Below are 22690 nucleotides of genomic sequence, written 5' to 3' on the forward strand. Positions count from 1 at the left end.
CTTATCCACCGGTTGTCAGCTCCAGCAACGCCACCTCCCAGGCGAGGCGTGGCTGAACGAACGACAGCAATTGGCGCCGCAGTGTTTCCAGGCGTTGCAACGGTCGATCACCGGCACCACGGGCCCACAGCTGTTGCTGCCACCAGTTGATCAACCACAGCTGTTGCTCACCATTGAGGGCTTCACACACATCCCTGGCGAGAGCCAAGGCTTCCATGGGTTGATCAGGCATCAATGCCAATCGCCCTGTGAGCTCCTCGGGCAAGCCTGCCCGCTGGCGCCGATGCTCCAGCAGAGCACCCGGTGATCCAGCCGCCATGGCCAGCAGCTCCGGCGGATCCTGCTCCAGCGCTCCACAACCCTCCAGCACACGATTCAGATCCGCCTGGGCAAGCCGCAGGAAGCGAATCAGCTGACATCGTGAGCGGATCGTGCTCAGCAACCGCTCCGGCGCAGCCGAAAGCAGAATCAACAGCCCGTGTCCTGGCTCCTCCAGGGTCTTCAGCAGGGCATTGGCCGCGGCCTCCGACATCGCCTCTACCGCTTCGATCACCACCATGCCCCGTTCAGCCTCCACCGGTTGACGGGCCAGGAAGCGGCTGATCGAGCGGACCTGCTCCAGACGCAGCTGAGGCGGCGTGCGGCGGCTGATCCCAGCCTCCTCGGCTTCCTCCCGGGTCAGCAGACGACCCTGGTGCTGAAACGTCGGCTCAACCCAGAGCAGGTCGGGATGGTTGCGTTCCTCCAGCCGCCGTCGCTGCCGCTCCGCTGGTTGCCCCGCCCCCAGCACACCCTCCAGAAATCGCACGGCTGCCAGCCGACGGCCCACCCCATCAGGCCCAGCGAACAGATAAGCCGGTGCCAGGCGCTGCCGCTTCAACGCGGCAGTCAGCAGATCCACCGCCAAGGGTTGACCGATCAGGTCCTCGAACAGATTGGTCATCCCAGGCGGTCCATCAGTTCCCGCTCCAAGGCGCGGCTCACGGCCTCCGGCGGGCGATCCGCCGCAATGGCCGACCATCCCCGCTGCTCGGCAATGGCCGCAAACCCGTCAATCACGCGCTGCAGAAAGACCTGCCCCTCCGCTTCGATGCGGTCGGCCTGATCACCCTGCCGGCGCCGCAGACTCTCCTCCAGCGGCAGGGTCATCCACAGGGTGAGATCCGGTTGCACACCAGCGGTGGCGATCCGCTCAAGCTGATCGATAAGCTGGCGATCCAAGCCCCGGCCATGTCCCTGATACGCCATGGTTGAGCCGGAGAAGCGATCGCTGATCACCCAATCGCCTCGTTCCAGGGCTGGGCGGATCAGGCGCTCCACGTGTTGGGCGCGATCCGCTGCGTAGAGCAACAATTCCGCCGTTGGCGCCGGAGCCTGCTCCGCCCGTGTGTGCAGAAGAAGCTCGCGCACGGAACGGCCCAGCGGAGTCCCCCCCGGTTCCCTGGTGCTGATCAGCTCGGCACCTGCCGGCATCAGTCCGCTGCCCGGCAGCCAGCCCAAAAGATGATCGAGCTGCGTCGACTTGCCGCAGCCATCAATCCCGTCGAGAACGATGAAGCGACCGCTCATGCCACCCGCAGCAGCAGAGCATTGAGCACCACCGTGATCGAACTGATGGCCATCAGCAAGGCCGCAAGGGGCGGGGACAGCAGCACCCCCTGACTCGGCAACAGGGCACCAGCGGCAAGGGGCAGGGCGATCAGGTTGTAACCGAAGGCCCAGAAAAGGTTCTGCCGCACTTTGGCCAGGGTGCGGCGGGCCAGGGTCAACGCTTCCGGCAGGTTGTCCAGACGATCTCCCATCAACACCATGCCGGCGGTGTCCTGGGCGATCTGGGTGCCGGTGCCGATAGCAATGCCCAGATCCGCCGCTGCCAGAGCCGGAGCATCGTTGATGCCGTCACCCACCATGGCGACCCGCCCCCGTTGGAGCAGCTCCTCCAGGCGCTGCAGTTTCTGCTCCGGCAGCATCTGCCAGCCCAGATCAGCCGCCTCAAAGCCCAGCTGCTGACCCAACGCACGCACCGCCGGCTCGCGGTCACCGCTGAACATCGCCAGGGCAAGGCCCTGCTGACGCAAGCGTTCCAGAGCCGGCACCACATCGGCACGCAGCTGGTCTTCGATCTGAACCAATCCCAGCAAGGCACTGCCATGGGCCACCGCCACCACGGAGCCATCGGCCTGAGCCAGCCAGGTCCTGGATTCATCGCTGAGGGCAACGCCGAATGAACCCAGCCAATCGGGACGTCCCACCCGAATCGGTTGAGGCCAACCCTCCACCTCGCCCACCAGACCCTGCCCGGACACGGTGGTGACCTGCACTGGTTCCAGCAGGGTCAGGTCCCGTCGCTGCGCCTCCTGCAGCAGGGCATGGGCCAGAGGGTGACGACTGCTCTGCTCGAGGCTGGCAGCCAGCTGCAGCAGCAGAGCCGCGTCCTTGGCCCACACGCTGGTCACCAGCGGGCGCCCGAGGGTGAGGGTTCCTGTCTTGTCGAACACAACGCGATCGAGGCCGGCGGCGGTTTCGATCACATCGCCGCCGCGAAACAACCAGCCCCGCTGCGCCGCCAGACCGGTGGCCACGGTAATCACGGTGGGGGTGGCCAAGCCAAGGGCGCAGGGACAGGCCACCACCAGCACAGCGATCGACAACTGCAACGCCAACCCGACCGGGGAGGTGGCACCACTGCCGAGACCGCCGTGGTGCATCGCATGGCCGCTGGTCATCAGATGCCCCTGGGGCATGCCAGGTGCTGACGCCTGCATCACCTGGGGCCATTGACCGGCGCCGAACAGCCACCAGAACAGAAAGGTGGCCAGGGCAAGAGCGATCACGCCGTAGCAGAAGCGTCCGGCCACGCGATCCGCCAGCCCCTGAATCGGGGCACGACGCGCCTGGGCCTGCTCCACCAGTCGGATGATCCGTGCCAAGGCCGTTTCCGCTCCAACCCGCGTGACCTCCAGCACGAGCGGTGCATCGAGGTTGAGGCTGCCGGCGGACAGCTCAAGGCCGGGTTCTGCCTGCCAGGGCAGCGGTTCACCGGTGAGGCTGGAGGCATCCACCGCCGAATACCCCTCCACCACAACACCATCCACGGGCACACGGTCCCCCGCCAGCAGCTGCAGCCGCTCCCCGGGGCGCAAGGCCCCGACCCGCACATCCCGGATGGCGCCATCTGGCAGCACCAGACGGGCCGTATCGGGTTGCAGCTGGGCCAACTGATGCAGCGCCTGACCGGTGCGGAAGCGAGCCCGTTCCTCCAGGAAGCGCCCAAGCAACACGAAACCCAGCAGCATCACCGGCTCGTTGAAAAAACAGGGCCAGCCGACCTGGGGCCAAATCAGTGCCACAAGACTGGCCAGATAGGCGCTGCCGACCCCCAGACCCACCAGGGTGTCCATGCTGGGCGCACCCGCCCGGACAGCCGCGAAACCACCCAGCAGAATCGGCCGACCGGGACCCAACAAGGCCACGGTGGCCAGAGCGGCATGGAAAGGCAGGCTGCCGATCAGGGGCAACGACAGATGGCCGGCCTCGCTGAGGTGACCAAGCACCGACAACAGCAGCAGCGTGAGGGCCACCATCAGTTGGCGCCACTGCTGCCACCAGGTCAATCCGGAGGCTCCCGCCGCAAGCCGAGCGGAAGATGGCTCCAGGGAGCGTTCACGAGCAGGAAATCCACGACTGGCCAAGGCGCCGAGTACGGCGTCGACATCGCCATCGGCTTCGCTGAGATCCAGCCATGCCGCACGGCTCACCAGGTTCACATCAGCGCGCTGCACCCCCGGCTGCTCGAGCAAGGTGCGCTCCACGGCTCGCACACAGCCTCCGCATTTCATCCCCTCCACATCGAGGACGACGGTCTGAACCGCAGGACTCACTGGCGCTTGTTCGTTACGGCAACGCTAGGTCGGGTTCTGGTCCCGTCAGGATGGGGGCCTTCCGCCGGAGCGCCGTGCCCCGCAGTAATCGCAACGACAACTTCATCGACAAGAGCTTCACGGTGATGGCGGACCTGATCGTCAAGCTGTTGCCGATCAACGCCCGATCCAAGGAGGCGTACGTCTATTACCGCGATGGCCTCTCCGCTCAGAACGACGGCGACTACGCCGAAGCGCTGGAGAACTACGACGAGGCGCTGAAACTCGAGGACAACCCCACCGACCGTGGGGAAACCCTCAAGAACATGGCGATCATCTACATGTCGAACGGCGAGGAGGAGCGGGCGATTGAGACGTACCGCAGAGCCCTGGACGAGAACTCCAACCAGCCGTCCTGCCTCAAGAACATGGGGCTGATCTTTGAGAAATGGGGGCGGATCGCCGAAGAAGACGGCCGCCAGGACGACGCCGATCGCTGGTTTGACCAGGCCGCCGAGGCCTGGACCCAGGCGGTGCGCCTCAATCCCGGCGGCTATCTGGACATCGAGAACTGGTTGAAATCAACCGGGCGCAGCAACGTCGACGTCTACTTCTGATCCGTCACGTCCTCACCGAGAGCCAGCACGAGGGCCTCGGTGACCCCATCGGCCTCTAGTAGGGCAAGATCAAGACCACTGGCCAAGGCGCCCAGACCACTGCCGCGGGGCACCACCGCCCGCCGGAATCCGAGCCGCGCCGCCTCCTGCAGACGCAACTCCAGCTGAGCGACCGGTCTGAGCTGCCCGCCCAGACCCAGCTCGCCGACCAGCACCGTTCCCGGCGGGAGGGTGAGATCGCGAAAACTGGCTACCACCGCAGCGGCAACCCCAAGATCCGCCGCCGGCTCCTCCACCTCCAGCCCACCGGCCACAGCCAGATAACAATCGAAGCGGGAGAGCGGTAATCCCATGTGCTTTTCCAGCACCGCCAGGATCTGGTGAAGCCGGTTGGTACCGATGCCCGTGGCCGTGCGTCGGGGGCTGGCATAGCTGGTGACATTGACCAGGGCCTGCAGGTCCACCACTAGCGAGCGGGATCCCTCACAGGCCACGATCGTGGCAACACCCGAGGCACGAGTTTCACTCAGGAACAACTCGCTGGGATTGCTCACCTCCTCCAGGCCTTGAGCCTGCATCTCGAACAGTCCCAGTTCATGGGTGGCTCCGAAACGGTTTTTGACGGCCCGCAACAGCCGGTGACTGGCAAAGCGGTCCCCCTCGAAGGTGAGCACCGCGTCCACCAGGTGTTCCAGCACCTTGGGTCCAGCCAACATTCCCTCCTTGGTCACATGGCCCACCAACAACAGGGCTGTGGTCTGGCGTTTGGCCAGCCGTTGCAAGGCGGCGGCACATTCCCTCACCTGACCAACGGAGCCGGGAGCACTGGGGAGGTTGGCGTCATGGAGAGCCTGGATGCTGTCGATGATCGCCACGGCAGGACGCAGGGCCTCCAGCTCCTCCAGCACCAGCTCAAGGTCGGTTTCCGCCAGCAGCTGCAGATCAGAGGGGCCACCCGCCAGGCGCTGCCAACGCAGCTTCACCTGCTGGGCCGACTCCTCCGCACTCACATACAGCACTGAGGTTTGAGCAGCCATCGCCGAAGCGCTCTGCAGCAGCAGGGTGCTCTTGCCGATGCCCGGATCGCCCCCCACCAACACCAAGGAGCCTGGCACCAGCCCGCCGCCCAGCACCCGATCGAATTCCCCGGATCCCGTTGGCAATCGCCGGATCGGCTGATCCTCCAGCGAGGCCATGGCCGTGGAGCGTTTCGGCGTCGGCGGTCGGTCTGCATCCGGCGGACGGCGACGACGGCGGTCGTCATTGGCGGGCTGGGACTGTTCCACGAGGGAATTCCAGCTGCCGCACTCCGGGCAGCGTCCAAAGAACTGTCGTGACTGGGCTCCACAGACCTGGCAATGGAATACAACGGCGGATTTAGGCACTGCGAACTGTGAAGAAAGTTGCCGTTAGATGAACGGACGGGGGGCCGGGGCTTTTATTTGTGACCAGAAGAACAAAACGCCCCAGGCGTCATGACGGCCACGACCCCCTCCAAGGAAACAATCCTCGTGGTCGATGACGAGGCCTCGATCAGAAGGATTCTGGAAACCCGCTTGTCGATGATCGGGTACAACGTCGTCACGGCCTGCGACGGCACCGAAGCGCTCGAGCTGTTCGAAAACACGGCTCCTGATCTGGTGGTCCTCGACGTGATGATGCCGAAGCTGGACGGCTACGGCGTCTGCCAGGAGCTGCGCAAGGAATCCGACGTGCCGATCGTGATGCTGACGGCCCTCGGCGATGTGGCGGACCGGATCACGGGGCTTGAGCTCGGGGCTGATGACTACGTCGTCAAACCGTTCAGCCCCAAGGAGCTGGAAGCCCGCATCCGTTGCGTCCTGCGCCGGGTGGAGAAGGATTCGGTGGCTGGCATTCCCAACTCCGGTGTTATTCAGGTGTCGGATCTCCGCATCGACACCAACAAACGCCAGGTGTTCCGGGCCGACGAGCGGATCCGCCTGACCGGGATGGAGTTCAGCCTGCTGGAACTGCTGGTGAGTCGCTCCGGTGAGCCATTCAATCGGGGGGAGATCCTCAAGGAAGTCTGGGGATACACCCCGGAACGCCATGTCGATACCCGCGTGGTGGATGTCCACATTTCGCGGCTTCGCTCCAAGTTGGAGGATGATCCTGCTAACCCCGAGTTGATTCTCACGGCTCGCGGTACCGGCTACCTGTTCCAGCGCATCATCGACTCCGTTGCCTCCGAAGGACCCTGACTCCTCCCGGACCCCAGAGTCCAGGAGCAAGAGCAACCGACCCCGGGCTATCCGCCGCCTGGTGATCTGGTATCGCCGCAATGCCGCGGTCACTTCCCTGGTGGATACGGCGACCAGCTCCGCCTCAGCAGCGGGAACCGTCGCGGGATCGGTGGCCAACTCCATGCTGCAACCGCTGGTGTTTGACCCGTTGCGCTGGCTTCAGGGCAACACCGACGATGAAGAGATTCAGGATGCCGATCGCCTCTGGGTGGCCGTGGATGGCATGGGCGGGGACCACGCCCCTGGCCCGATCCTGGAGGGCTGCCTCGAAGCCATCGATCGCCTGCCTCTGAAAGTCCGCTTCGTCGGCGAAACCGACAAAGTTCTGAAAGCGGCTGATGCTTTGGGCCTGAGCGAGCGCCTGGACCAGGCGCAAGCAGCGGATCATCTCGAGCTGGTGGCCAGCGGCCCCTCCATCGGCATGGACGATGAGGCCACCGCCGTACGACGCAAGCGCAATGCCAGCATCAACCTGGCGATGGATTTGGTAAAAAAAGGGCAGGCCCTGGCCGTGTATTCCGCCGGCAACTCCGGCGCGATGATGGCCTCCGCCATTTTTCGACTCGGACGGCTGAAGGGCATCGACCGTCCCGCCATTGGTGCACTGTTTCCCACGAAGGACCCGGGCCAACCGGTGCTAGTGCTCGATGTGGGCGCCAACATGGACTGCAAACCGGCTTATCTGCACCAGTTCGCCCTGTTGGGCAACATCTACAGCCGTGATGTGCTCCAGGTGGAGCAACCACGGATCGGCCTGTTGAACATCGGGGAGGAGGATTGCAAAGGCAATGACCTGGCCCTCAAGACCCACACGTTGCTGCGGGATGAACGTCGTCTGCACTTCGCCGGAAACTGTGAAGGGCGGGATGTGCTGTCCGGCGCGTTTGATGTGGTCGTCTGCGACGGTTTCACCGGCAACGTCCTGCTGAAGTTCCTGGAGTCCGTGGGCAGCGTGCTGCTGGGGGTTCTGCGGGCTGAACTGCCCCGAGGCCGGCGCGGCAAGGTGGGCTCTGCCTTCCTGCGCAGCAACCTGCGGCGAATCAAGAAACGCCTCGACCACGCCGAACATGGAGGAGCATTGCTGCTGGGGGTCAACGGCGTCGCGGTGATCGGCCACGGGAGCAGCAAAGCCCTCTCTGTGGTGAGTGCCCTGCGCATCGCCCATTCCGCCGCCAGCCATGGCGTGATGGAGGATCTGGCCGCTCTGCAGAGCAGCTGTGATTGACTGACGCCACTCGTCTTCCACCGCGCTTTGGTCGAGCAGCTCAACAGGACCGGCGGTGTGTTGTTCCGAGGCAGCGGTAGCGCGACTCCTCAGCGTTCCATCAGCAACACCGAGCTGGGACAACGGGTGGAGACCAGCGATGACTGGATCCGCAGTCGCACCGGCATCGCTGCCCGACGGGTCATCGGGACCGACGAAAGCCTGGGTGAACTGAACGGCCTTGCGGCAGAACGCGCACTGGCCATGGCGGGATGGTCGGCGGACAGCCTGGATCTGATCCTGCTGGCCACCTCCACACCCGATGATCTTTTCGGATCCGCACCGCGGCTGCAGGCCCGCATCGGTGCGGTGAACGCCGCGGCCTTCGATCTCACCGCCGCGTGCAGCGGTTTTCTGTTCGCAGTGGTCACGGCAGCCCAGTACTTGCGCAGCGGGGCGATGCAACGGATCCTGGTGGTGGGAGCCGACCAGCTCAGTCGCTGGGTCGACTGGGACGACCGCCGCTCCTGTGTGCTGTTCGGGGATGCCGCCGGTGCCGTGGTGATGGAAGCCTCCGATGAGCAGGACGACCTCCATGGGTTCCTGCTTCGCTCCGATGGCAGCCGTGGGGCGGTGTTGCAGCTACCCCAGAGCAGCGAACGAGCACCTCTGGTGGGCGATGCCAGCCATCAGCGTGGTGGCTTTGAGCCAATTAGGATGAACGGACAGGAGGTCTACAAATTCGCCGTTCGGGAAGTACCGGCGATTTTGGAGGCGCTACTGCAAACAACCGAAACCCCGCCAGATTCCCTCGACTGGCTGTTGTTGCATCAAGCCAACCAACGCATCCTCGATGCCGTGGCCGAGCGCTTTTCGATTCCGAACGAGAAGGTCCTGAGCAACCTGGCCCACTACGGCAACACCTCAGCCGCCACCATCCCCTTGATGCTGGATGAAGCGGTGCGGAACGGACGGATCCAACCGGGCCACCGCATCGCCAGCAGTGGCTTCGGCGCGGGACTGAGCTGGGGTGCAGCCCTGCTGCGTTGGAGCGGGCCCGCGTAATCTCCCCGCACATCGGTGCGGACACGTCATGGCGATCGCCTGGGTTTTTCCCGGCCAGGGCTCACAAAAGCTGGGCATGGCGGATCCGGTGCTCAGCCTCAGCGGCGCCAGCCAACGCTTCACCATTGCCTCCGAGCTGCTGGGCCGTGATCTGCTGGCCATCTGCCAGGGCAACAGCGGTGGCGGCAGCGGTCCCGAGGACCTCAACGACACCCGCAACACGCAACCAGCCCTGTTCGTCGTGGAGTCTCTGCTGGTGGACAACCTGATCGAGCAGGGGCGCGACGCAGCACTGGTGGCTGGCCACAGCCTTGGGGAACTGGTGGCGCTCTATGCCGCCGGCGTGTTCGACCTGGAAACGGGCCTCAAGCTGATGCAGACCCGATCAGAACTGATGGCGGCCGCCGGTGGCGGCGCGATGACCGCCGTGATCGGCTTCGACCGCAGCCAGCTCGAAGCGTTGGTGAACGACACCGAAGGGGTGAGCATCGCCAACGACAACAGCGACGCCCAGGTGGTGATCTCGGGGCAGCCGGACGCGGTTCAGAGCGTGAGCGAGACGCTCACGTGCAAACGGGCTATTCCCCTGGCAGTTTCCGGAGCATTTCACTCCCCCTTCATGGCCGAGGCGGCAGAGGCCTTCGCCACAACGCTGGATGACGTCAGCTTCCGCGATGCCCGGATCCCGGTGTTGAGCAACAGCGATCCCAGCGGTTGCAGCGATGCAGCCCTGCTCAAGCAACGCTTAAAGCAACAGATGACCACCGGCGTCCGCTGGCGGGAAACCATGGCCTCGATGGCAGAGCATGGCATCGACACCCTGGTGGAGATCGGTCCGGGCAATGTGCTCAGTGGCCTGGCCAAACGCAGCATGAACGGTGTGACCACCGCACAGATCGCCAGCTCCGGAGACCTCGGCCAGTGAGCAGCGCCCCACTGGCCCTGGCACCCAAGCCCAGCCTTGCCTACCGGCTGGTGAGTGGGCTGCTGGTGTTTCCACTCTTCCGGGGGCTGTTCCGTGGCTCCACCCGCGGCCTGCGCCATGTGCCGAAGCAGGGGGCGGTGGTGGTGGTGTCCAACCATGGCTCTCATTTCGACCCACCCCTGCTGGGTCATGCCCTGGGGCGGCCGGTGGCCTTCATGGCCAAGGCGGAACTGTTTTCAATCCCGTTGCTGGGGGCCGTGATTCGCGCCTGTGGCGCCTATCCAGTCCGGCGAGGGGCCAGTGACCGCGAGGCCATCCGCACGGCCACCGCGCGACTGATGGAGGGATGGGCGACAGGTGTCTTCCTCGATGGCACCCGCCAGCCGGACGGTCGGGTGAATGCACCACAGCCTGGCGCTGCACTTCTGGCCGCCCGCAGCGGTGCTCCGCTGCTCCCCGTGGCGATTGTCAACAGCCATCGCGCCCTTGGAACGGGCCAGGTCGTACCGCGGCTGGTGCCGCTGCAGCTGCGGGTGGGGGAGCCCGTGCCAGCGCCGGCGAGTCGCCGCCGCACTGATCTCGACGCCACCACAGCCATTCTTCAGCAACGGATCAACGCACTGCTGGAGCTGGATCCGCTGCATCCCTGAGGTCCCGGCCGGTCACCACCCAGGCCACGGCTCGCAGCCAATCCCGCCAACGCCGTAAGGCGCTCTCCTCACTGCAGGTGGGTTCACAGCCCACCGGCATGCCCGTGAGGTGGATGCCTCGACTGCCGGCCACCACCTGGCCCACCGCCAGGGAGCGTTCCAGATGGTCGGCGCTGGTCACCACCAACACATGGCGGACGCCCTGAGACGCCAAGTCATCCACCACGGAGGTGAAGTTGCTCAAGGTGTCGCGGGCCCTGTAATCCAGCTGCACCTGATCGGTCGTCAATCCCTCCTCCTCAACCAACCAGCTGGCGTATTCAGGGTTGCTGCCACCACTCACCAAGAGCGGTAGATCCAGCTGACGTGCCAGCCGCGCCCCGACCCGTTCGCGCTCGACATCACCCCCCAGCACCAGCACCTGCTGGGGCGGTGCTGTGTCCAGGAGAGCCTGGCGGTAGGGCGCCAGGGGCCCTCGGACCACCAGCCATGTCAGCAATCCTGCGCTGAGCAGGACTCCGGCCCGGACCCCTGCCATCAGACCGGCCCCACCGGGGAGGTTGGATAGATGGGGAGAACCGGTTGCCAGGGCAGCAACTCACCCCGTTGAAGGGCCTGCCGCAGACGCCCCAGCAACGCCTCCACGTCGGCATCCACATCGACAGCGGCCTCGATGGCAGGGCTCACGATCCGGTCGGCCTCAAGCAGATGCGGAGTCTCAAGCTCCTCAACCACGGCAGCCCGCAGGCGGTACTGACCTGCGACCACGCCACGCCGGGGCAGGGGTTGCGTGATCCAGAACGGCTGCTCACCAGGCGCCAGACGCGAGGCCATCAGGGCAAAACTGCTGACGCCCAACAATGGACAGCCGAGTTGCTGGGCAAGGGTTCGTGCCATCACCACCGAGAGGCGTGTGCCGGTGAATCCTCCGGGCCCGGTCGCAACGGCCAAACCCTTGAGCTCGCCCCACCGGCCTCTGGGCAGCAGGGTCGCGACCCGCTCAATCAGGCTGTTGGAGAGACCTCGTCCGTCATCGAACCCCATCACCCGCGGGCGGTCCTGATCGATCTCGGGATCCTGCACCGCCACTCCGAAGCGTTCAGTGCAGCTGTGCAGGGCCAGCAGTAGAGGGGAATCAGTCATCAATCCGGCACGGCTTGCCCTGGGCGCAGTCGCCCCCAGCGTCCGGGTTCAGGCGTGAAGCTGGAGCAGGCCCGTACATCCCATTCGATTCCAGCACCACCCCCGGGCAGATCCATCACAGAGACGTGGATCCTCGGGGAGCGAGGTTCAAAATCCGGCACGTCACTGAGGTGATCCACGCCATGTTGTCGTTCAACTGCGTGATAGGCCTGGCAGCGGTCGACCCAGCGGCAGTCCACACAGATGCACATGCCCTCCAACCCACCGGCTACCGCCATTTTGGAGCGCCTGGCACCCCAGCGCTGGCCCCTTCCCCTGGATCTTCTGCCGGCGGGGGCGGTGCTGGTGGGGGGAGCGGTTCGTGATGCCCTGCTGGATCGGCTCAAGCCCAAGCCGGATCTTGATCTTGTGGTCCCCAGCGGTGCCCTCGCCCTGACGCGCACCCTGGCCAATCGGCTGGGGGGCAGTTGCGTGGTGCTCGACCAGGAGCGTGACATGGCCCGTCTGGTGCTGCGGGACTGGACCGTGGACATCGCCCGACAGGACGGTGCAAGCCTCGAGGCGGACCTGCAACGCCGGGATTACCGCATCAACGCCATCGCCCTGCCGCTGCATGGGCCTGCGCAGCTGATTGATCCCACCGGTGGCCTGGCTGACCTCCAGCAAGGCCGGCTGACGGCCGTACGCGAATCCAACATCACCGACGACCCGCTGCGGCTGCTGCGGGGCCTGCGGCTGATGGCTGAGATCCCCCTCAGCCTCGATCCGATGACCGCTGTCTGGATGCGTCGCCACCGGCAGCAACTGACGCAAGCAGCACCGGAACGGATCCTGGCGGAACTGCAGAAACTGGTGGCGGGTCCCCTGGCTGATCAAGCCATCGAGCAGCTCTGCCAACTCGAACTGATCCGCCCCTGGGCGGCCGGTCAGCCACTGCCGACGTCCGTTGACGCGATTCAGCTGACGGCAAGCGAACAGGAACATGCCCTGCCGTTGGCACGCCTGACCGCCTTGATCAGCGACAAGGGGCTGGAGCGGCTCAAGGGCAGTCGAGCCCTGCGTCAGCGTTGCCGGCGGCTGCGCCAGTGGCAGCAACGTTTACCGGATGACCTGGAGACGCTGCCGGAGGCGGAGCGGGTGCAACTGCACCTGGATCTCGATCGGGATCTGGCGGCATTGATCCTTCAGCTCGAACCAGCCCATCAGACCCATTGGCTGCGGCGCTGGCGGGATCCGGAGGACCCGTTGTTTCACCCAGCCAGCCCCGTGGATGGGACCACACTGCAGCGCGAACTCAAGCTCACTCCAGGCCCTCGTCTTGGGGAGCTGCTGATGCATCTGCGCCTGGAAAGAGCCTTCGGACGGTTGCATAGCCGCGACGATGCACTCCAGGAAGCGCACCGTTGGACCAATCGGAATCGGGACGCACTGTGATTAACTTTGCAGGTGTCAACGATGACGGTCCGACACCGACGAATCGCATTTCCCCCCCCCTTCATGAGCATCCGCCTGTACATCGGCAACCTGCCGCAGACCTTTGACGAACAGGAGCTGGCTGCTCTGCTCAAGAGTGTGGGAGAGGGAATCAGGTTCAAATCGGTTCTGGATCGTGAAACCGGAGCGTCCCGTGGTTTCGGCTTCGCTAACGTCGAGGAAGAAAAAGTTGCTGATGCTTTGATTGAGCAGCTGAATGGCAAAGACTTCGGCGGCAGCGCCCTGCGGGTCGAGCGCTCCGAGCGACGGGAGAATGGTGGTGGCGGCAATCGCCGCGGCCCCAACGGCGGCGGCAATGGTCAGCCTCAGGTGGCCCGCAAGGCCGTCAACAAGGTTGTCCATAGCGACGCCCCTGGTGAAGGAGCTCCAGATCCCCGTTGGGCTGGCGAGCTGTCCAAACTGAAGGATCTTCTGGCCAATCAAAAGACAGCCGTCTGATCGGTGTTCTGATCAGTCAACTCAACACCCAATGAACCCATGAGGTGCAAGCCTTCGGGTTTTTTTGATGGGCTATTTAGCGCGCCTGCGCCAGAACGAAGGAACGCGGCAGATCCAGCAATTTGCTGACCTTGCCGACATAGGCACGGTTGTTGAACACGTCGTAATCCACCCGCTCGATCGCATCGAGAATGCCCCTGTAGAGACGCAGGGACGTCCACACCGGCCAGCGCGCGTCACGGGAGAGCCAGCGCACGCCAGCCTCCGATCGCGCAAACCAGTCCCTGGCTCGTTGCAGCTGGAACTGCATCAGTTCATACCAGGCGCTGTTAAGGCGTCCGGCCATCAAATCATCTTCTGAGTAGCCGAACCGCTCCAGATCCTCGAGCGGCAGGTAAATGCGCCCCCGCCCCCGGTCTTCACCCACATCGCGGAGGATGTTGGTGAGCTGATTGGCAATACCGAGAGCAACCGCCGCATCTGAGGTGTCAGGACGGTCACTCCAGGGAGCCGAGGTGTAGGCACCATCAACACCCATCACACCTTGGGTCATCAGCCCGACGGTTCCAGCGACGCGATAGCAGTACAGCTTGAGGTCGTCAAAGCGCGGATAGCGCGTCCAGGTCAGATCCATCCTCTGACCCTCAATCATGTCGAGGTAGGGCTGGATGTCCTGGGGAAAGCGCTCGAAGGTGTCCACCATCACGGCATCGAGATCATCCTCGACCGTTCCCTTGAACAAGGCGCGAGTTTTTTCCTCCCAGCGATCCAGGCGTTCCGCCAATTCATTCACGGGGCGTACCTGAGCCTCAGGGCTGTCCATCAGCTCATCGGTGCGACGGCACCAGACGTAGATGGCCCAGATGGCACGGCGCTTCTCCTGGGGCAGCAGAAGCGTCCCCAGGTAAAAGGTCTTGGCCCACTCAGCGGTCTCACGACGGCAAGCCTCAAAGGCTGCGTCGAGATCCGGGGCTGCGAGGGGCATCACTCAGGCCGCAACCGGCTCGCTGACTGGGGTCGATGATGACAGCTGATCCCGCTTCTGGTCCAGAGCACCGGCGCAAAGTTTGCCACTGAGCACCGCACCTTCCATGGAAGCTAGATAGCGCTGCATCGTGTAGTCGCCAGCCAGGAAGAAGTTCTTGATCGGCGTGGTCTGATCGGGGCGGAGCTGCTGACAGCCCGGGGTGGTCTTGTAGACCGACAGCGGCGTCTTGACGACTTTGTACTTCAGCAGCGTGGCGGGGTTGTCGCCACCGAAGTGCATGGGAAAGAGCTTATTGAGCTCACCCATGGTTGCTTGAATGATCTCCTCATCCGGTCGGCCGATCCAATCCTTGGCGGGGGCAAACACCAGCTCAAGCATCGACTTATCGGGATCCTCGTACTCCTTACAGGTGATGCTCATGTCGGCGTAGACGCTGAGCAGCGGGGAGCGGCTGAACAGCAGGTGATCGATATCAGTGAGCTTGCGGTCGAACCAGAGGTGGAGGTTGATCACCGGAACACCGCGAAGCCCATCAAGCTTCCGGAACACTTCCATCTGTTTCCAGGGCTCCGGCAGCAGCAGCTTGAACGGATCCACCGGCAGCGCACTCACATAGGCATCAGCGGTGAGGTCAAAGCTGTCCTTCCCCTTCACACCACCGATGTGGAACGCCGCCACGGAGCCGTCCTTATTGAGCTTGATCTCGCGCAGTGGGCTATCGAGATGCACCTCGCCACCAAGGCTCTCGACGTACTCAACCACGGGCTGGCAAAGCCGCTCCGGGGGCGCCCCATCAAGGAAAGCCATCTTGGAGCCGTTCTTCTCCTGCAGAAAACGATTGAGCGCTGTGAGCACAACCGTGGCAGAAATTTCATCGGGATCGATGAAATTCAAGGCCTTACTCATCGCCAAGAACACTTCATCGTTGACCCGTTCGGGAATGTTGTGGACCCGCAACCACTCGGTCCAGGAATATTTGTCGCACTCTTCGACGTAACCCTGACCGCGCAGCATGGCGGGCACCAGGCCCAGACCGAAGCTGATCTTCTCAGGCCAGCTCAGCATGTCGTTGTTGCCCAGGATCGCGGCAACACCATTCACAGGGGCTGGCAGATCAGGAAAATCAAAGCGGCTGTAGGTGCCTGGTTCGTCCTGCTGATTGAAGATCATCGAGTGGCTCTTCCACTGCAGCCTGTCTTCGATGTTCAGCTCCTTGAACAGCTGCAGCATGTTGGGGTAAGCCCCGAAAAAGATGTGCAGACCGGTCTCGTACCAGTCACCGTCCTCGTCTTTCCAGGCCGCCACCTTGCCGCCGAGTACATCGCGTGCCTCCACCACGATTGGGGTATGGCCTGCATCAGCCAGGTATTTGGCGCAGGACAAACCCGCAAGACCGGCTCCGGCGATAGCGACGCGCATGCGGATGGTTAAAAGTTGAAACCAACCTTAAAAGGGCCTGATCCCCATTCGCTTCTTAAAGTCGTCGCACGAACCCATCGCGCGCCATGGCTGACACCCTGCTGAAATGCACCACCCGCCATGTACGCCTGTTCACGGCACGGGTGGACAACCAGGATCTGGTGCCATCAGCGGATGAGCTGACCCTGGACCTTGATCCCGACAATGAATTCCTCTGGTCGGACACCGTGGTGAGCAAAGTGCAACAGCGCTTTCAACAGCTGGTGGACGCCGGCGCCGGTGGCGAACTCAGCGACTACAGCCTCAGGCGAATCGGTACAGACCTGGAGGGCTACATCCGCCAGCTTCTCCAGGCCGGGGAACTCAGCTACAACCCGGATGGCCGAGTTCAGAACTTCTCCATGGGTCTTCCTCGCACACCGGACCTGTTGTGAGCCGTTCCCGCTACGACAGAGCCGACCGGTACGACAGGCCCGATCGCTACGACAGGCCTGAGCGCCGCGGTGGTGGCTATGGACGCCCCCCCGGTCCACCTCAGGGCAATGACAGCCAGGGAGGATTCCAATTCAGCACGCTCACGGCAGCGGTGCTGGCAGGCGTTCTGGTGGTGGGCATCGGTATCGGCAGTGCGGTCACCAGCACCACCCAGGGCGATCAGGGCAACATCGCCAGCTCTCAGCAGCTGGACATGGCCGTTCCGGATCCCGAGTTCTGCCGTCAGTGGGGGGCCAGCGCCTTCGTGATGGACATTGAGATGTACACAACGCTCAACCCTTCCAGCAGCTTCGTCACCCAACCCACGCTTCAGCCCGGCTGTGTGATCCGACGAGAGAACTGGAGTGTGTTGCGCAAGGAAGGAGCCATCACCGCGAACCAGGAACGCGAGTGCAAGCAGCGGATGAACACCTTTGCTTATATCGGGTCTGTACGCGATAAGCCTGTAGTGCGCTGCGTTTACCAAACCGACATCAGCGAAAACAAGTTCCTCACCCGTGGTATCGCTGATGACGCAGCCGGCGTTACGCCGGAAGCCGATCAATTCTGACCATTCAGGCCTGCAGGGGTTGGGGCTGGGACGGCTTGGCTTGGCGCAACGGGCTGTCGGCACTGGCGAACACCGGCAGCACGTCCTGCCGGAAAGCCGCTGAAGCGCGGGAGCTGTAACGGGCGGGGTGGGTGATCAGCTTCAGCTGCCGACGCACCTGCAGATCCGCCACGACCGGGCGGTGAATTGTTCCGGCCGCCAGCTCCCGCTCGATTGACACCACCGGGACGAATGCAGCGCCGAGACCTGCCTGGACAGCATTTTTGATCGCCTCCAGCGAATTCAATTCCATCTCGATGCGCAGCCGCTGAACGTCCAACCCGGATCGAGCCAGCAGCTGGTCCACCATCTTCCGCGTGGTGGACTGGGCATCAAGGCAGACAAAGCCCAGTCTGTAGAGGTCCTCCTTGGTGAGTTCCGCCAGACGAGCCAGGGGATGCTTCACCGGCAACACCAGAGCCAACTCGTCGCTGGCGTAGGGCACCACCTGGAGCAGGTCGTTGAGCTCAGGCGGCAATTCACCACCGATGATCGCCAGATCGATCTGGCCATTGGCCACGCTCCAGCCTGTGCGGCGCGTGCTGTGAACCTGCAGCTGGACCGCCACATCCGGATACTTCTGCCGAAACAGACCAATCATCCGGGGCATCAGATAGGTGCCGGTGGTCTGGCTCGCTCCGACGATCAGGGAGCCGCCTTTGAGGTTGTGCAGATCATCCAGAGCACGGCAGGCCTCATGGCACTGGCTGAGGATCCGATCGCAATAACTGAGCAGCAGGTGCCCGGCTTCCGTCAGCTGCGCCTTCCGCCCCCCACGATCAAACAACGACACCTCCAGCTGCTTCTCGAGGTTCTGGATTTGCAAGCTGACGGCCGGCTGCGTGACGTAGAGACTGTCGGCCGCTTTTTTGAAGCTTCCTTCGCTGACGATGGCGCGAAGAATGCGGAGCTGATCCAGCGTGAAGGGCAGATCGGCCACCGCGCGCGATGCGGAAGAGCCTGGAATCTATATCTGCCTCGGCCGGCGTCCAGAATCACGGCGCAATGTCCAGAGGCCGATGGCCGTTTCCCACCACAGCAGCATCGTGATGCTGATCCTGCTGGTGCTGTTTGCTGTGATCCACAGCGGCGGTGCGGCCCTGCGGCAACGCGCTGAAGCCCGGATTGGGGCAAGGGCATGGCGTTTGCTGTTCGCCAGCGCAAGCATCCCTTCCGCCGTCGTTGTTATCGGCTGGTTCCTCGCCCACCGCTATGACGGCATCCGCCTCTGGAACCTGCAGGGGGTGCCGGGGATGGTGCCGCTGGTCTGGATTGGAACCGCCGTCAGTTTCCTATTCCTGTACCCCGCTACCTACAACCTCCTGGAGATTCCAGCCGTCCTCAAACCCCAGGTTCGGCTGTACGCCACAGGCATCATCCGCATCTCACGCCACCCCCAGGCCATCGGGCAAATCCTCTGGTGCATCACCCATGCCCTGTGGATCGGCAGCAGCTTCATGTTGGTGACCTGCTTCGGACTGGTCGCCCATCATTTATTCGCGGTCTGGCACGGCGACCGCCGTCTGAAGGAGCGGTTTGGCGAGGCCTTTGACGACCTGAAAGCCAACACATCCGTGCTGCCATTTCGGGCAGTGATCGATGGCCGACAGCAGTTGGATTGGCGTGAATTTCTCAGGCCAGCCCAGCTGGGAATCCTGATTGCAGTCGGCGTGTTCTGGTGGGCGCACCGCTTCATTCCGACCGCCTCGGCAATGGTGCGCAACTCAGCACTGGAGAGTCTGCTGAGCTGAGCTGCCTACACTCCGAGCAATCTGTTGAAAGCGGATGCCTTCGGCCGCGGAACTTGCCTGGTTGATCCCGGTGCTTCCCCTTGCGGGAGCCGTGATCACTGGCCTTGGCTTGATCAGTTTCAACCGCACCATCAACCGGCTGCGCAAGCCGGTGGCTCTGTTGTTGATCAGCTGCGTGGGTGCAGCCGCGGTGTTGAGCTACGCCATCCTTGCCGGACAGCTGGCTGGCGCTCCGCCGGTTGAGAGCTTGTTCGTCTGGGCCAGCGCCGGCAGCTTCGTGTTGCCGATGGGTTTCGTGGTGGATCCCCTGGCCGCCGTGATGCTCTCTCTGGTGACCACCATCGCGCTGCTGGTGATGGTCTACTCCCACGGCTACATGGCCCACGACAAGGGCTACGTTCGCTTTTTCACCTACCTGGCGCTGTTCAGCAGCTCGATGCTGGGGCTGATCATCAGCCCGAATCTCCTAGAGATCTACGTGTTCTGGGAGCTGGTGGGGATGTGTTCCTACCTCTTGGTGGGTTTCTGGTACGACCGGGACGGTGCAGCCCACGCCGCCCAGAAAGCCTTTGTGGTGAACCGCGTCGGAGACTTTGGTTTGCTGCTGGGCATCCTTGGACTGTTCTGGGCCACAGGCAGCTTCGATTTCCAGGGCATTGCCGATGGTTTGCGTGATGGCCTGAGCTCGGGAGCGGTGGCCCCTTGGGCCGCCCTTCTGCTTTGCCTGCTGGTGTTCCTGGGACCGATGGCCAAGTCGGCGCAGTTCCCACTGCATGTGTGGCTGCCGGATGCGATGGAGGGCCCCACCCCGATTTCCGCCCTGATTCATGCCGCAACGATGGTCGCCGCGGGAGTCTTCCTGGTGGCTCGCCTTGATCCGCTCTACAGCCAGTTCCCGATTGTCCAGACCGTGATCGCCGTGGTGGGCACTATCACCTGCTTTCTGGGGGCATCGATCGCCCTCACCCAAATGGACCTGAAGAAGGGCCTGGCTTACAGCACCGTTTCGCAGCTCGGATACATGATGCTGGCCATGGGCTGCGGAGCCCCTGTCGCCGGACTGTTCCACCTGGTCACCCACGCCTTTTTCAAGGCGATGCTGTTCCTGGGATCGGGCTCAGTCATCCATGCCATGGAAGAGGTGGTCGGCCACGAACCGGTCCTTGCCCAGGACATGCGGCTGATGGGTGGTCTGCGCCAGAAGATGCCTGTGACTGCCATCACCTTCTTCATTGGCTGCATCGCGATCAGCGGCATACCCCCCCTGGCAGGTTTTTGGAGCAAGGACGAAATTCTCGGCCAGGCCTTCAACAGCTTCCCCGTCCTCTGGCTGGTGGGCTTCCTCACCGCAGGAATGACCGCCTTCTACATGTTCCGCCTGTATTTCCTCACCTTTGAAGGTGAGTTCCGCGGCAACGACACGGCCATGCAGGCCCAGCTGCTGACGGCAGCAGGCAAGGACCCTGGCGACCATCACGCCCATGGCGGCAGCGTTCATGAATCTGCCTGGCCCATGGCAGCCCCCCTGGCGGTGCTGGCGGTGCCTTCGGTCCTGGTGGGCCTGCTGGGCACTCCTTGGAACAGCCGCTTCGCCGGCCTCCTGAATCCGGAGGAAGCCGTGGAGATGGCAGAACATTTCAGCTGGAACGAGTTCCTGCCCCTGGCCGGCGCTTCCGTGGCCATTTCGGTTGTGGGCATCACCCTTGCGGTGCTGGCCTATGCCCTGCACCGCATTGATCTTGGTGAGTTGGTGGCAGGTCGTTTCCCCAGCCTCAACGCCTTCCTGGCCAACAAGTGGTATCTCGATGCCATCAACGAGAAGTTGTTCGTGCGTGGCAGCCGCAAGCTGGCCAGGGAAGTGCTTGAGGTCGACGCCAAAGTTGTGGATGGTGTGGTCAATCTCACCGGCCTGCTCACCCTTGGCAGTGGTGAGGGTCTGAAATACCTGGAAACGGGTCGAGCCCAGTTCTATGCACTGATCGTGTTCGCTGGAGTGATCGGTCTGGTGGTTCTGTTCGGCGTCATCGGCGGACCAACCGCCTGACAAACCACTGGCTCATGTGTGTCATCGCCTATCGAGGTGATGACAGTTCGGCTGTGATTTCTACGATCCAGCCAGTGGTGATCGGGACAGATCGTGATCGAATTCGCAGTCGCCGGGGCGAGTGACCCCATTGCGGCGACCGTGCCCTGGCTGAGCCTGTCCATTCTGGTTCCGATCGTGGGCGCCCTGTTGGTGCCGTTCATTCCGGATGCTGGAGATGGCAAGCAGATTCGCTGGTACGCCCTTGGCATCACCCTGATCACCTTCCTGATCACGGTGAGCGCTTACCTCAATGGCTATGACCCCAGCCTCAGCGGACTGCAGCTGAGCGAACGGGTGAGTTGGCTGCCCGACCTGGGTCTCACCTGGTCCGTTGGAGCCGATGGGCTGTCGATGCCGCTGATCCTGCTGACCAGCTTCATTACCAGCCTGGCCTGCTTGGCGGCCTGGCCGGTGAGCTTCAAGCCACGCCTGTTCTATTTCCTGCTCCTGGCGATGGATGGCGGCCAGATCGCCGTTTTCGCCGTACAGGACATGCTGTTGTTCTTCCTGGCCTGGGAACTGGAACTGATCCCGGTGTATCTGCTCCTGGCGATCTGGGGTGGCAAGAAGCGCCAGTACGCCGCCACCAAATTCATCCTCTACACAGCCGGCAGTTCCCTGTTCATCCTGCTGGCGGCCCTTGCCATGGGCTTCTTTGGCGGAGGAACCCCCAGCTTTGAGTACACCGCCCTGGCGGCGAAGGACTTCGGCAGTGGCTTCCAATTGCTCTGCTACGCAGGCCTGCTCATCGCCTTCGGGGTGAAGCTGCCGATCGTGCCGCTGCACACCTGGCTTCCCGATGCTCACGGTGAGGCCACGGCCCCGGTGCACATGCTGCTGGCTGGCATCCTGCTGAAGATGGGCGGCTACGCCCTGCTGCGGTTCAACTGCGAGCTGCTGCCTGTCGCCCACGCCCAGTTCGCACCGCTTCTGATCGTGCTCGGGGTGGTGAACATCATCTACGCCGCGCTCACCTCCTTCGCCCAGCGCAACCTCAAGCGCAAGATCGCCTACAGCTCCATCAGCCACATGGGCTTTGTGCTGATTGGTGTGGGCAGCTTCAGTGCCCTCGGCACCAGCGGCGCCATGCTGCAGATGATCAGCCACGGGCTGATCGGAGCGAGCCTGTTCTTCCTCGTGGGTGCCACCTACGACCGCACCCACACCCTGCAGCTGGACGAGATGGGGGGCGTCGGCCAGAAGATGCGAACCATGTTCGCGCTCTGGACCGTCTGCGCCCTGGCATCCCTGGCTCTGCCCGGCATGAGCGGCTTCGTCAGCGAGCTGATGGTGTTCGCCGGCTTTGCCACCGATGAGGCCTATACCCTGCCGTTCCGGGTGGTGATCTGCGGCCTGGCCGCCGTCGGTGTGATCCTCACACCGATCTATCTGCTCTCCATGCTGCGGGAGATCTTCTTCGGCAAAGAGAAGCAAGAGCTGGTCTCCCACACCAACCTCGTGGACGCAGAACCGCGTGAGGTGTACATCATCGGCTGCCTGTTGGTGCCGATAATTGGCATCGGCCTCTACCCACGGCTGATGACCGACAGCTACAGCCGATCGATCGAAGCCCTGGTGGGGCGCGACCTCGGTGCCATGGAACGGATCACCCAACCCACTGCACCGTTGATCCGTGGCCAGGCTCAAGCGGTGCCGGCTGTCCTGAGCGCTCCATCGGTTCCAGCCTCGTAAACAAGTGTCG

23 protein-coding genes are annotated in these 22690 nt (G+C 63.4%); 13 read left to right on the forward strand and 10 right to left on the reverse strand.

Going from position 1 to position 22690, the window contains the following annotated elements:
* Window position 1: 1 nt before the first annotated feature.
* Genes SynA1524_RS11400 through SynA1524_RS11410 form a run of 3 tightly spaced genes read right to left on the reverse strand, consistent with a single transcriptional unit; the run spans window position 2 to window position 3881 of the window.
* The gene (locus tag SynA1524_RS11400) at window positions 2–943 is read right to left on the reverse strand and encodes a DNA polymerase III subunit delta' (protein ID WP_186498017.1); all 942 of its coding nucleotides are present in this window, start codon (window positions 941–943) and stop codon (window positions 2–4) included.
* Window positions 940–1569 carry a dTMP kinase gene (tmk, locus tag SynA1524_RS11405; RefSeq protein WP_186498019.1) on the reverse strand — a complete coding sequence of 210 codons (630 nt, stop codon included), beginning with the start codon at window positions 1567–1569 and terminating at the stop codon, window positions 940–942. Before tmk ends, SynA1524_RS11400 begins: the two co-directional genes overlap by 4 nt.
* On the reverse strand, window positions 1566–3881 hold the full coding sequence (locus SynA1524_RS11410; protein ID WP_186498021.1) for a heavy metal translocating P-type ATPase: 2316 nt from the start codon (window positions 3879–3881) through the stop codon (window positions 1566–1568). The genes tmk and SynA1524_RS11410 overlap by 4 nt, the downstream gene beginning before the upstream one ends.
* A gap of 74 nt (window positions 3882–3955) precedes the next feature.
* Here SynA1524_RS11410 and SynA1524_RS11415 point away from each other — a divergent pair, with 74 nt between their 5' ends.
* The gene (locus tag SynA1524_RS11415) at window positions 3956–4477 is read left to right on the forward strand and encodes a photosystem I assembly protein Ycf3 (RefSeq protein ID WP_011129093.1); all 522 of its coding nucleotides are present in this window, start codon (window positions 3956–3958) and stop codon (window positions 4475–4477) included.
* Here SynA1524_RS11415 and radA read toward each other — a convergent pair.
* Window positions 4468–5862: a DNA repair protein RadA gene (radA, locus tag SynA1524_RS11420; RefSeq protein WP_186498023.1), complete on the reverse strand. Its 1395-nt coding sequence runs from the start codon at window positions 5860–5862 to the stop codon at window positions 4468–4470. The genes SynA1524_RS11415 and radA overlap by 10 nt on opposite strands.
* Before the next feature lie 90 nt (window positions 5863–5952).
* Between radA and rpaB the strand changes: the two genes are divergently transcribed.
* From rpaB to SynA1524_RS11445, 5 genes are read left to right on the forward strand one after another with little or no spacing between them, the layout of a single operon-like run.
* A complete protein-coding gene (gene rpaB, locus SynA1524_RS11425; protein ID WP_186498025.1) occupies window positions 5953–6699 on the forward strand; it encodes a response regulator transcription factor RpaB in 747 nt (248 codons plus the stop codon).
* Window positions 6680–7966, forward strand: coding sequence for a phosphate acyltransferase PlsX (gene plsX, locus SynA1524_RS11430; RefSeq protein ID WP_186498027.1), 1287 nt, complete (start codon window positions 6680–6682; stop codon window positions 7964–7966). The genes rpaB and plsX overlap by 20 nt, the downstream gene beginning before the upstream one ends.
* A 27-nt stretch (window positions 7967–7993) precedes the next feature.
* The gene (locus SynA1524_RS11435) at window positions 7994–9010 is read left to right on the forward strand and encodes a beta-ketoacyl-ACP synthase III (RefSeq protein ID WP_186498029.1); all 1017 of its coding nucleotides are present in this window, start codon (window positions 7994–7996) and stop codon (window positions 9008–9010) included.
* Window positions 9011–9038: 28 nt separating this feature from the next.
* Window positions 9039–9935, forward strand: a complete 897-nt coding sequence (gene fabD, locus SynA1524_RS11440; RefSeq protein ID WP_186498031.1) for an ACP S-malonyltransferase — start codon at window positions 9039–9041, stop codon at window positions 9933–9935.
* Window positions 9932–10585, forward strand: coding sequence for a lysophospholipid acyltransferase family protein (locus SynA1524_RS11445; RefSeq protein ID WP_186498033.1), 654 nt, complete (start codon window positions 9932–9934; stop codon window positions 10583–10585). Before fabD ends, SynA1524_RS11445 begins: the two co-directional genes overlap by 4 nt.
* Here SynA1524_RS11445 and SynA1524_RS11450 read toward each other — a convergent pair.
* Genes SynA1524_RS11450 through SynA1524_RS11460 form a run of 3 tightly spaced genes read right to left on the reverse strand, consistent with a single transcriptional unit; the run spans window position 10548 to window position 11979 of the window.
* Window positions 10548–11123 carry a YdcF family protein gene (locus SynA1524_RS11450; RefSeq protein ID WP_186498035.1) on the reverse strand — a complete coding sequence of 192 codons (576 nt, stop codon included), beginning with the start codon at window positions 11121–11123 and terminating at the stop codon, window positions 10548–10550. The genes SynA1524_RS11445 and SynA1524_RS11450 overlap by 38 nt on opposite strands.
* The gene (gene tsaB / locus SynA1524_RS11455; RefSeq protein ID WP_186498043.1) at window positions 11123–11728 is read right to left on the reverse strand and encodes a tRNA (adenosine(37)-N6)-threonylcarbamoyltransferase complex dimerization subunit type 1 TsaB; all 606 of its coding nucleotides are present in this window, start codon (window positions 11726–11728) and stop codon (window positions 11123–11125) included. The genes SynA1524_RS11450 and tsaB overlap by 1 nt, the downstream gene beginning before the upstream one ends.
* A complete protein-coding gene (locus SynA1524_RS11460) occupies window positions 11728–11979 on the reverse strand; it encodes a Ycf34 family protein (protein WP_186498045.1) in 252 nt (83 codons plus the stop codon). The genes tsaB and SynA1524_RS11460 overlap by 1 nt, the downstream gene beginning before the upstream one ends.
* Here SynA1524_RS11460 and SynA1524_RS11465 point away from each other — a divergent pair.
* Together SynA1524_RS11465 and SynA1524_RS11470 are read left to right on the forward strand one after the other, a co-directional pair.
* On the forward strand, window positions 11972–13162 hold the full coding sequence (locus SynA1524_RS11465; RefSeq protein WP_186498047.1) for a tRNA nucleotidyltransferase/poly(A) polymerase-related protein: 1191 nt from the start codon (window positions 11972–11974) through the stop codon (window positions 13160–13162). The genes SynA1524_RS11460 and SynA1524_RS11465 overlap by 8 nt on opposite strands.
* Window positions 13163–13225: 63 nt before the next feature.
* Complete coding sequence (locus SynA1524_RS11470) at window positions 13226–13660, forward strand: RNA recognition motif domain-containing protein (protein WP_186498049.1); 435 nt, start codon at window positions 13226–13228, stop codon at window positions 13658–13660.
* A gap of 76 nt (window positions 13661–13736) precedes the next feature.
* Here the strand turns inward: SynA1524_RS11470 and SynA1524_RS11475 are convergent, their stop codons facing one another.
* Both SynA1524_RS11475 and pds read right to left on the reverse strand, forming a co-directional pair.
* Window positions 13737–14645: a phytoene synthase gene (locus tag SynA1524_RS11475; protein ID WP_186498051.1), complete on the reverse strand. Its 909-nt coding sequence runs from the start codon at window positions 14643–14645 to the stop codon at window positions 13737–13739.
* Between the two features lie 3 nt (window positions 14646–14648).
* Window positions 14649–16067: a 15-cis-phytoene desaturase gene (pds, locus tag SynA1524_RS11480; RefSeq protein ID WP_186498053.1), complete on the reverse strand. Its 1419-nt coding sequence runs from the start codon at window positions 16065–16067 to the stop codon at window positions 14649–14651.
* An 86-nt stretch (window positions 16068–16153) separates the two neighbouring features.
* On the opposite strand from pds, the gene SynA1524_RS11485 reads away from it, so the two are divergent.
* Window positions 16154–16501 (forward strand): NAD(P)H-quinone oxidoreductase subunit M, encoded by a 348-nt coding sequence (locus tag SynA1524_RS11485; RefSeq protein WP_186498055.1) that lies wholly within the window; start codon window positions 16154–16156, stop codon window positions 16499–16501.
* A complete protein-coding gene (locus SynA1524_RS11490; RefSeq protein WP_186498064.1) occupies window positions 16498–17112 on the forward strand; it encodes a DUF3172 domain-containing protein in 615 nt (204 codons plus the stop codon). The genes SynA1524_RS11485 and SynA1524_RS11490 overlap by 4 nt, the downstream gene beginning before the upstream one ends.
* Window positions 17113–17116: 4 nt before the next feature.
* Here the strand turns inward: SynA1524_RS11490 and SynA1524_RS11495 are convergent, their stop codons facing one another.
* A complete protein-coding gene (locus SynA1524_RS11495) occupies window positions 17117–18091 on the reverse strand; it encodes a LysR family transcriptional regulator (RefSeq protein WP_186498066.1) in 975 nt (324 codons plus the stop codon).
* A 79-nt stretch (window positions 18092–18170) separates the two neighbouring features.
* Between SynA1524_RS11495 and SynA1524_RS11500 the strand changes: the two genes are divergently transcribed.
* The 3 genes from SynA1524_RS11500 to SynA1524_RS11510 all read left to right on the forward strand — a co-directional run bounded on the left by SynA1524_RS11500 (window position 18171) and on the right by SynA1524_RS11510 (window position 22680).
* A complete protein-coding gene (locus tag SynA1524_RS11500; protein WP_186498067.1) occupies window positions 18171–18902 on the forward strand; it encodes an NnrU family protein in 732 nt (243 codons plus the stop codon).
* A gap of 34 nt (window positions 18903–18936) precedes the next feature.
* A complete protein-coding gene (locus SynA1524_RS11505; protein ID WP_186498069.1) occupies window positions 18937–20946 on the forward strand; it encodes an NAD(P)H-quinone oxidoreductase subunit 5 in 2010 nt (669 codons plus the stop codon).
* Window positions 20947–21039: 93 nt separating this feature from the next.
* On the forward strand, window positions 21040–22680 hold the full coding sequence (locus SynA1524_RS11510; RefSeq protein ID WP_186498071.1) for an NAD(P)H-quinone oxidoreductase subunit 4: 1641 nt from the start codon (window positions 21040–21042) through the stop codon (window positions 22678–22680).
* Window positions 22681–22690 lie beyond the last annotated feature (10 nt).

The sequence above is a fragment of the Synechococcus sp. A15-24 genome (genome assembly GCF_014280195.1).
Lineage (GTDB): Bacteria > Cyanobacteriota > Cyanobacteriia > PCC-6307 > Cyanobiaceae > Parasynechococcus.

Coding starts and splice junctions, on each gene's coding strand:
- fabD (WP_186498031.1), top strand. CDS start 9,039: ATGGCGATCGCCTGGGTTTTTCCCGGCCAGGGCTCACAAAAGCTGGGC.
- SynA1524_RS11475 (WP_186498051.1), bottom strand. CDS start 14,645: ATGCCCCTCGCAGCCCCGGATCTCGACGCAGCCTTTGAGGCTTGCCGT.
- tsaB (WP_186498043.1), bottom strand. CDS start 11,728: ATGACTGATTCCCCTCTACTGCTGGCCCTGCACAGCTGCACTGAACGC.
- SynA1524_RS11450 (WP_186498035.1), bottom strand. CDS start 11,123: ATGGCAGGGGTCCGGGCCGGAGTCCTGCTCAGCGCAGGATTGCTGACA.
- SynA1524_RS11465 (WP_186498047.1), top strand. CDS start 11,972: ATGCACATGCCCTCCAACCCACCGGCTACCGCCATTTTGGAGCGCCTG.
- SynA1524_RS11400 (WP_186498017.1), bottom strand. CDS start 943: ATGACCAATCTGTTCGAGGACCTGATCGGTCAACCCTTGGCGGTGGAT.
- rpaB (WP_186498025.1), top strand. CDS start 5,953: ATGACGGCCACGACCCCCTCCAAGGAAACAATCCTCGTGGTCGATGAC.
- SynA1524_RS11485 (WP_186498055.1), top strand. CDS start 16,154: ATGGCTGACACCCTGCTGAAATGCACCACCCGCCATGTACGCCTGTTC.
- SynA1524_RS11505 (WP_186498069.1), top strand. CDS start 18,937: ATGCCTTCGGCCGCGGAACTTGCCTGGTTGATCCCGGTGCTTCCCCTT.
- SynA1524_RS11460 (WP_186498045.1), bottom strand. CDS start 11,979: ATGTGCATCTGTGTGGACTGCCGCTGGGTCGACCGCTGCCAGGCCTAT.
- pds (WP_186498053.1), bottom strand. CDS start 16,067: ATGCGCGTCGCTATCGCCGGAGCCGGTCTTGCGGGTTTGTCCTGCGCC.
- SynA1524_RS11500 (WP_186498067.1), top strand. CDS start 18,171: ATGGCCGTTTCCCACCACAGCAGCATCGTGATGCTGATCCTGCTGGTG.
- SynA1524_RS11470 (WP_186498049.1), top strand. CDS start 13,226: ATGAGCATCCGCCTGTACATCGGCAACCTGCCGCAGACCTTTGACGAA.
- tmk (WP_186498019.1), bottom strand. CDS start 1,569: ATGAGCGGTCGCTTCATCGTTCTCGACGGGATTGATGGCTGCGGCAAG.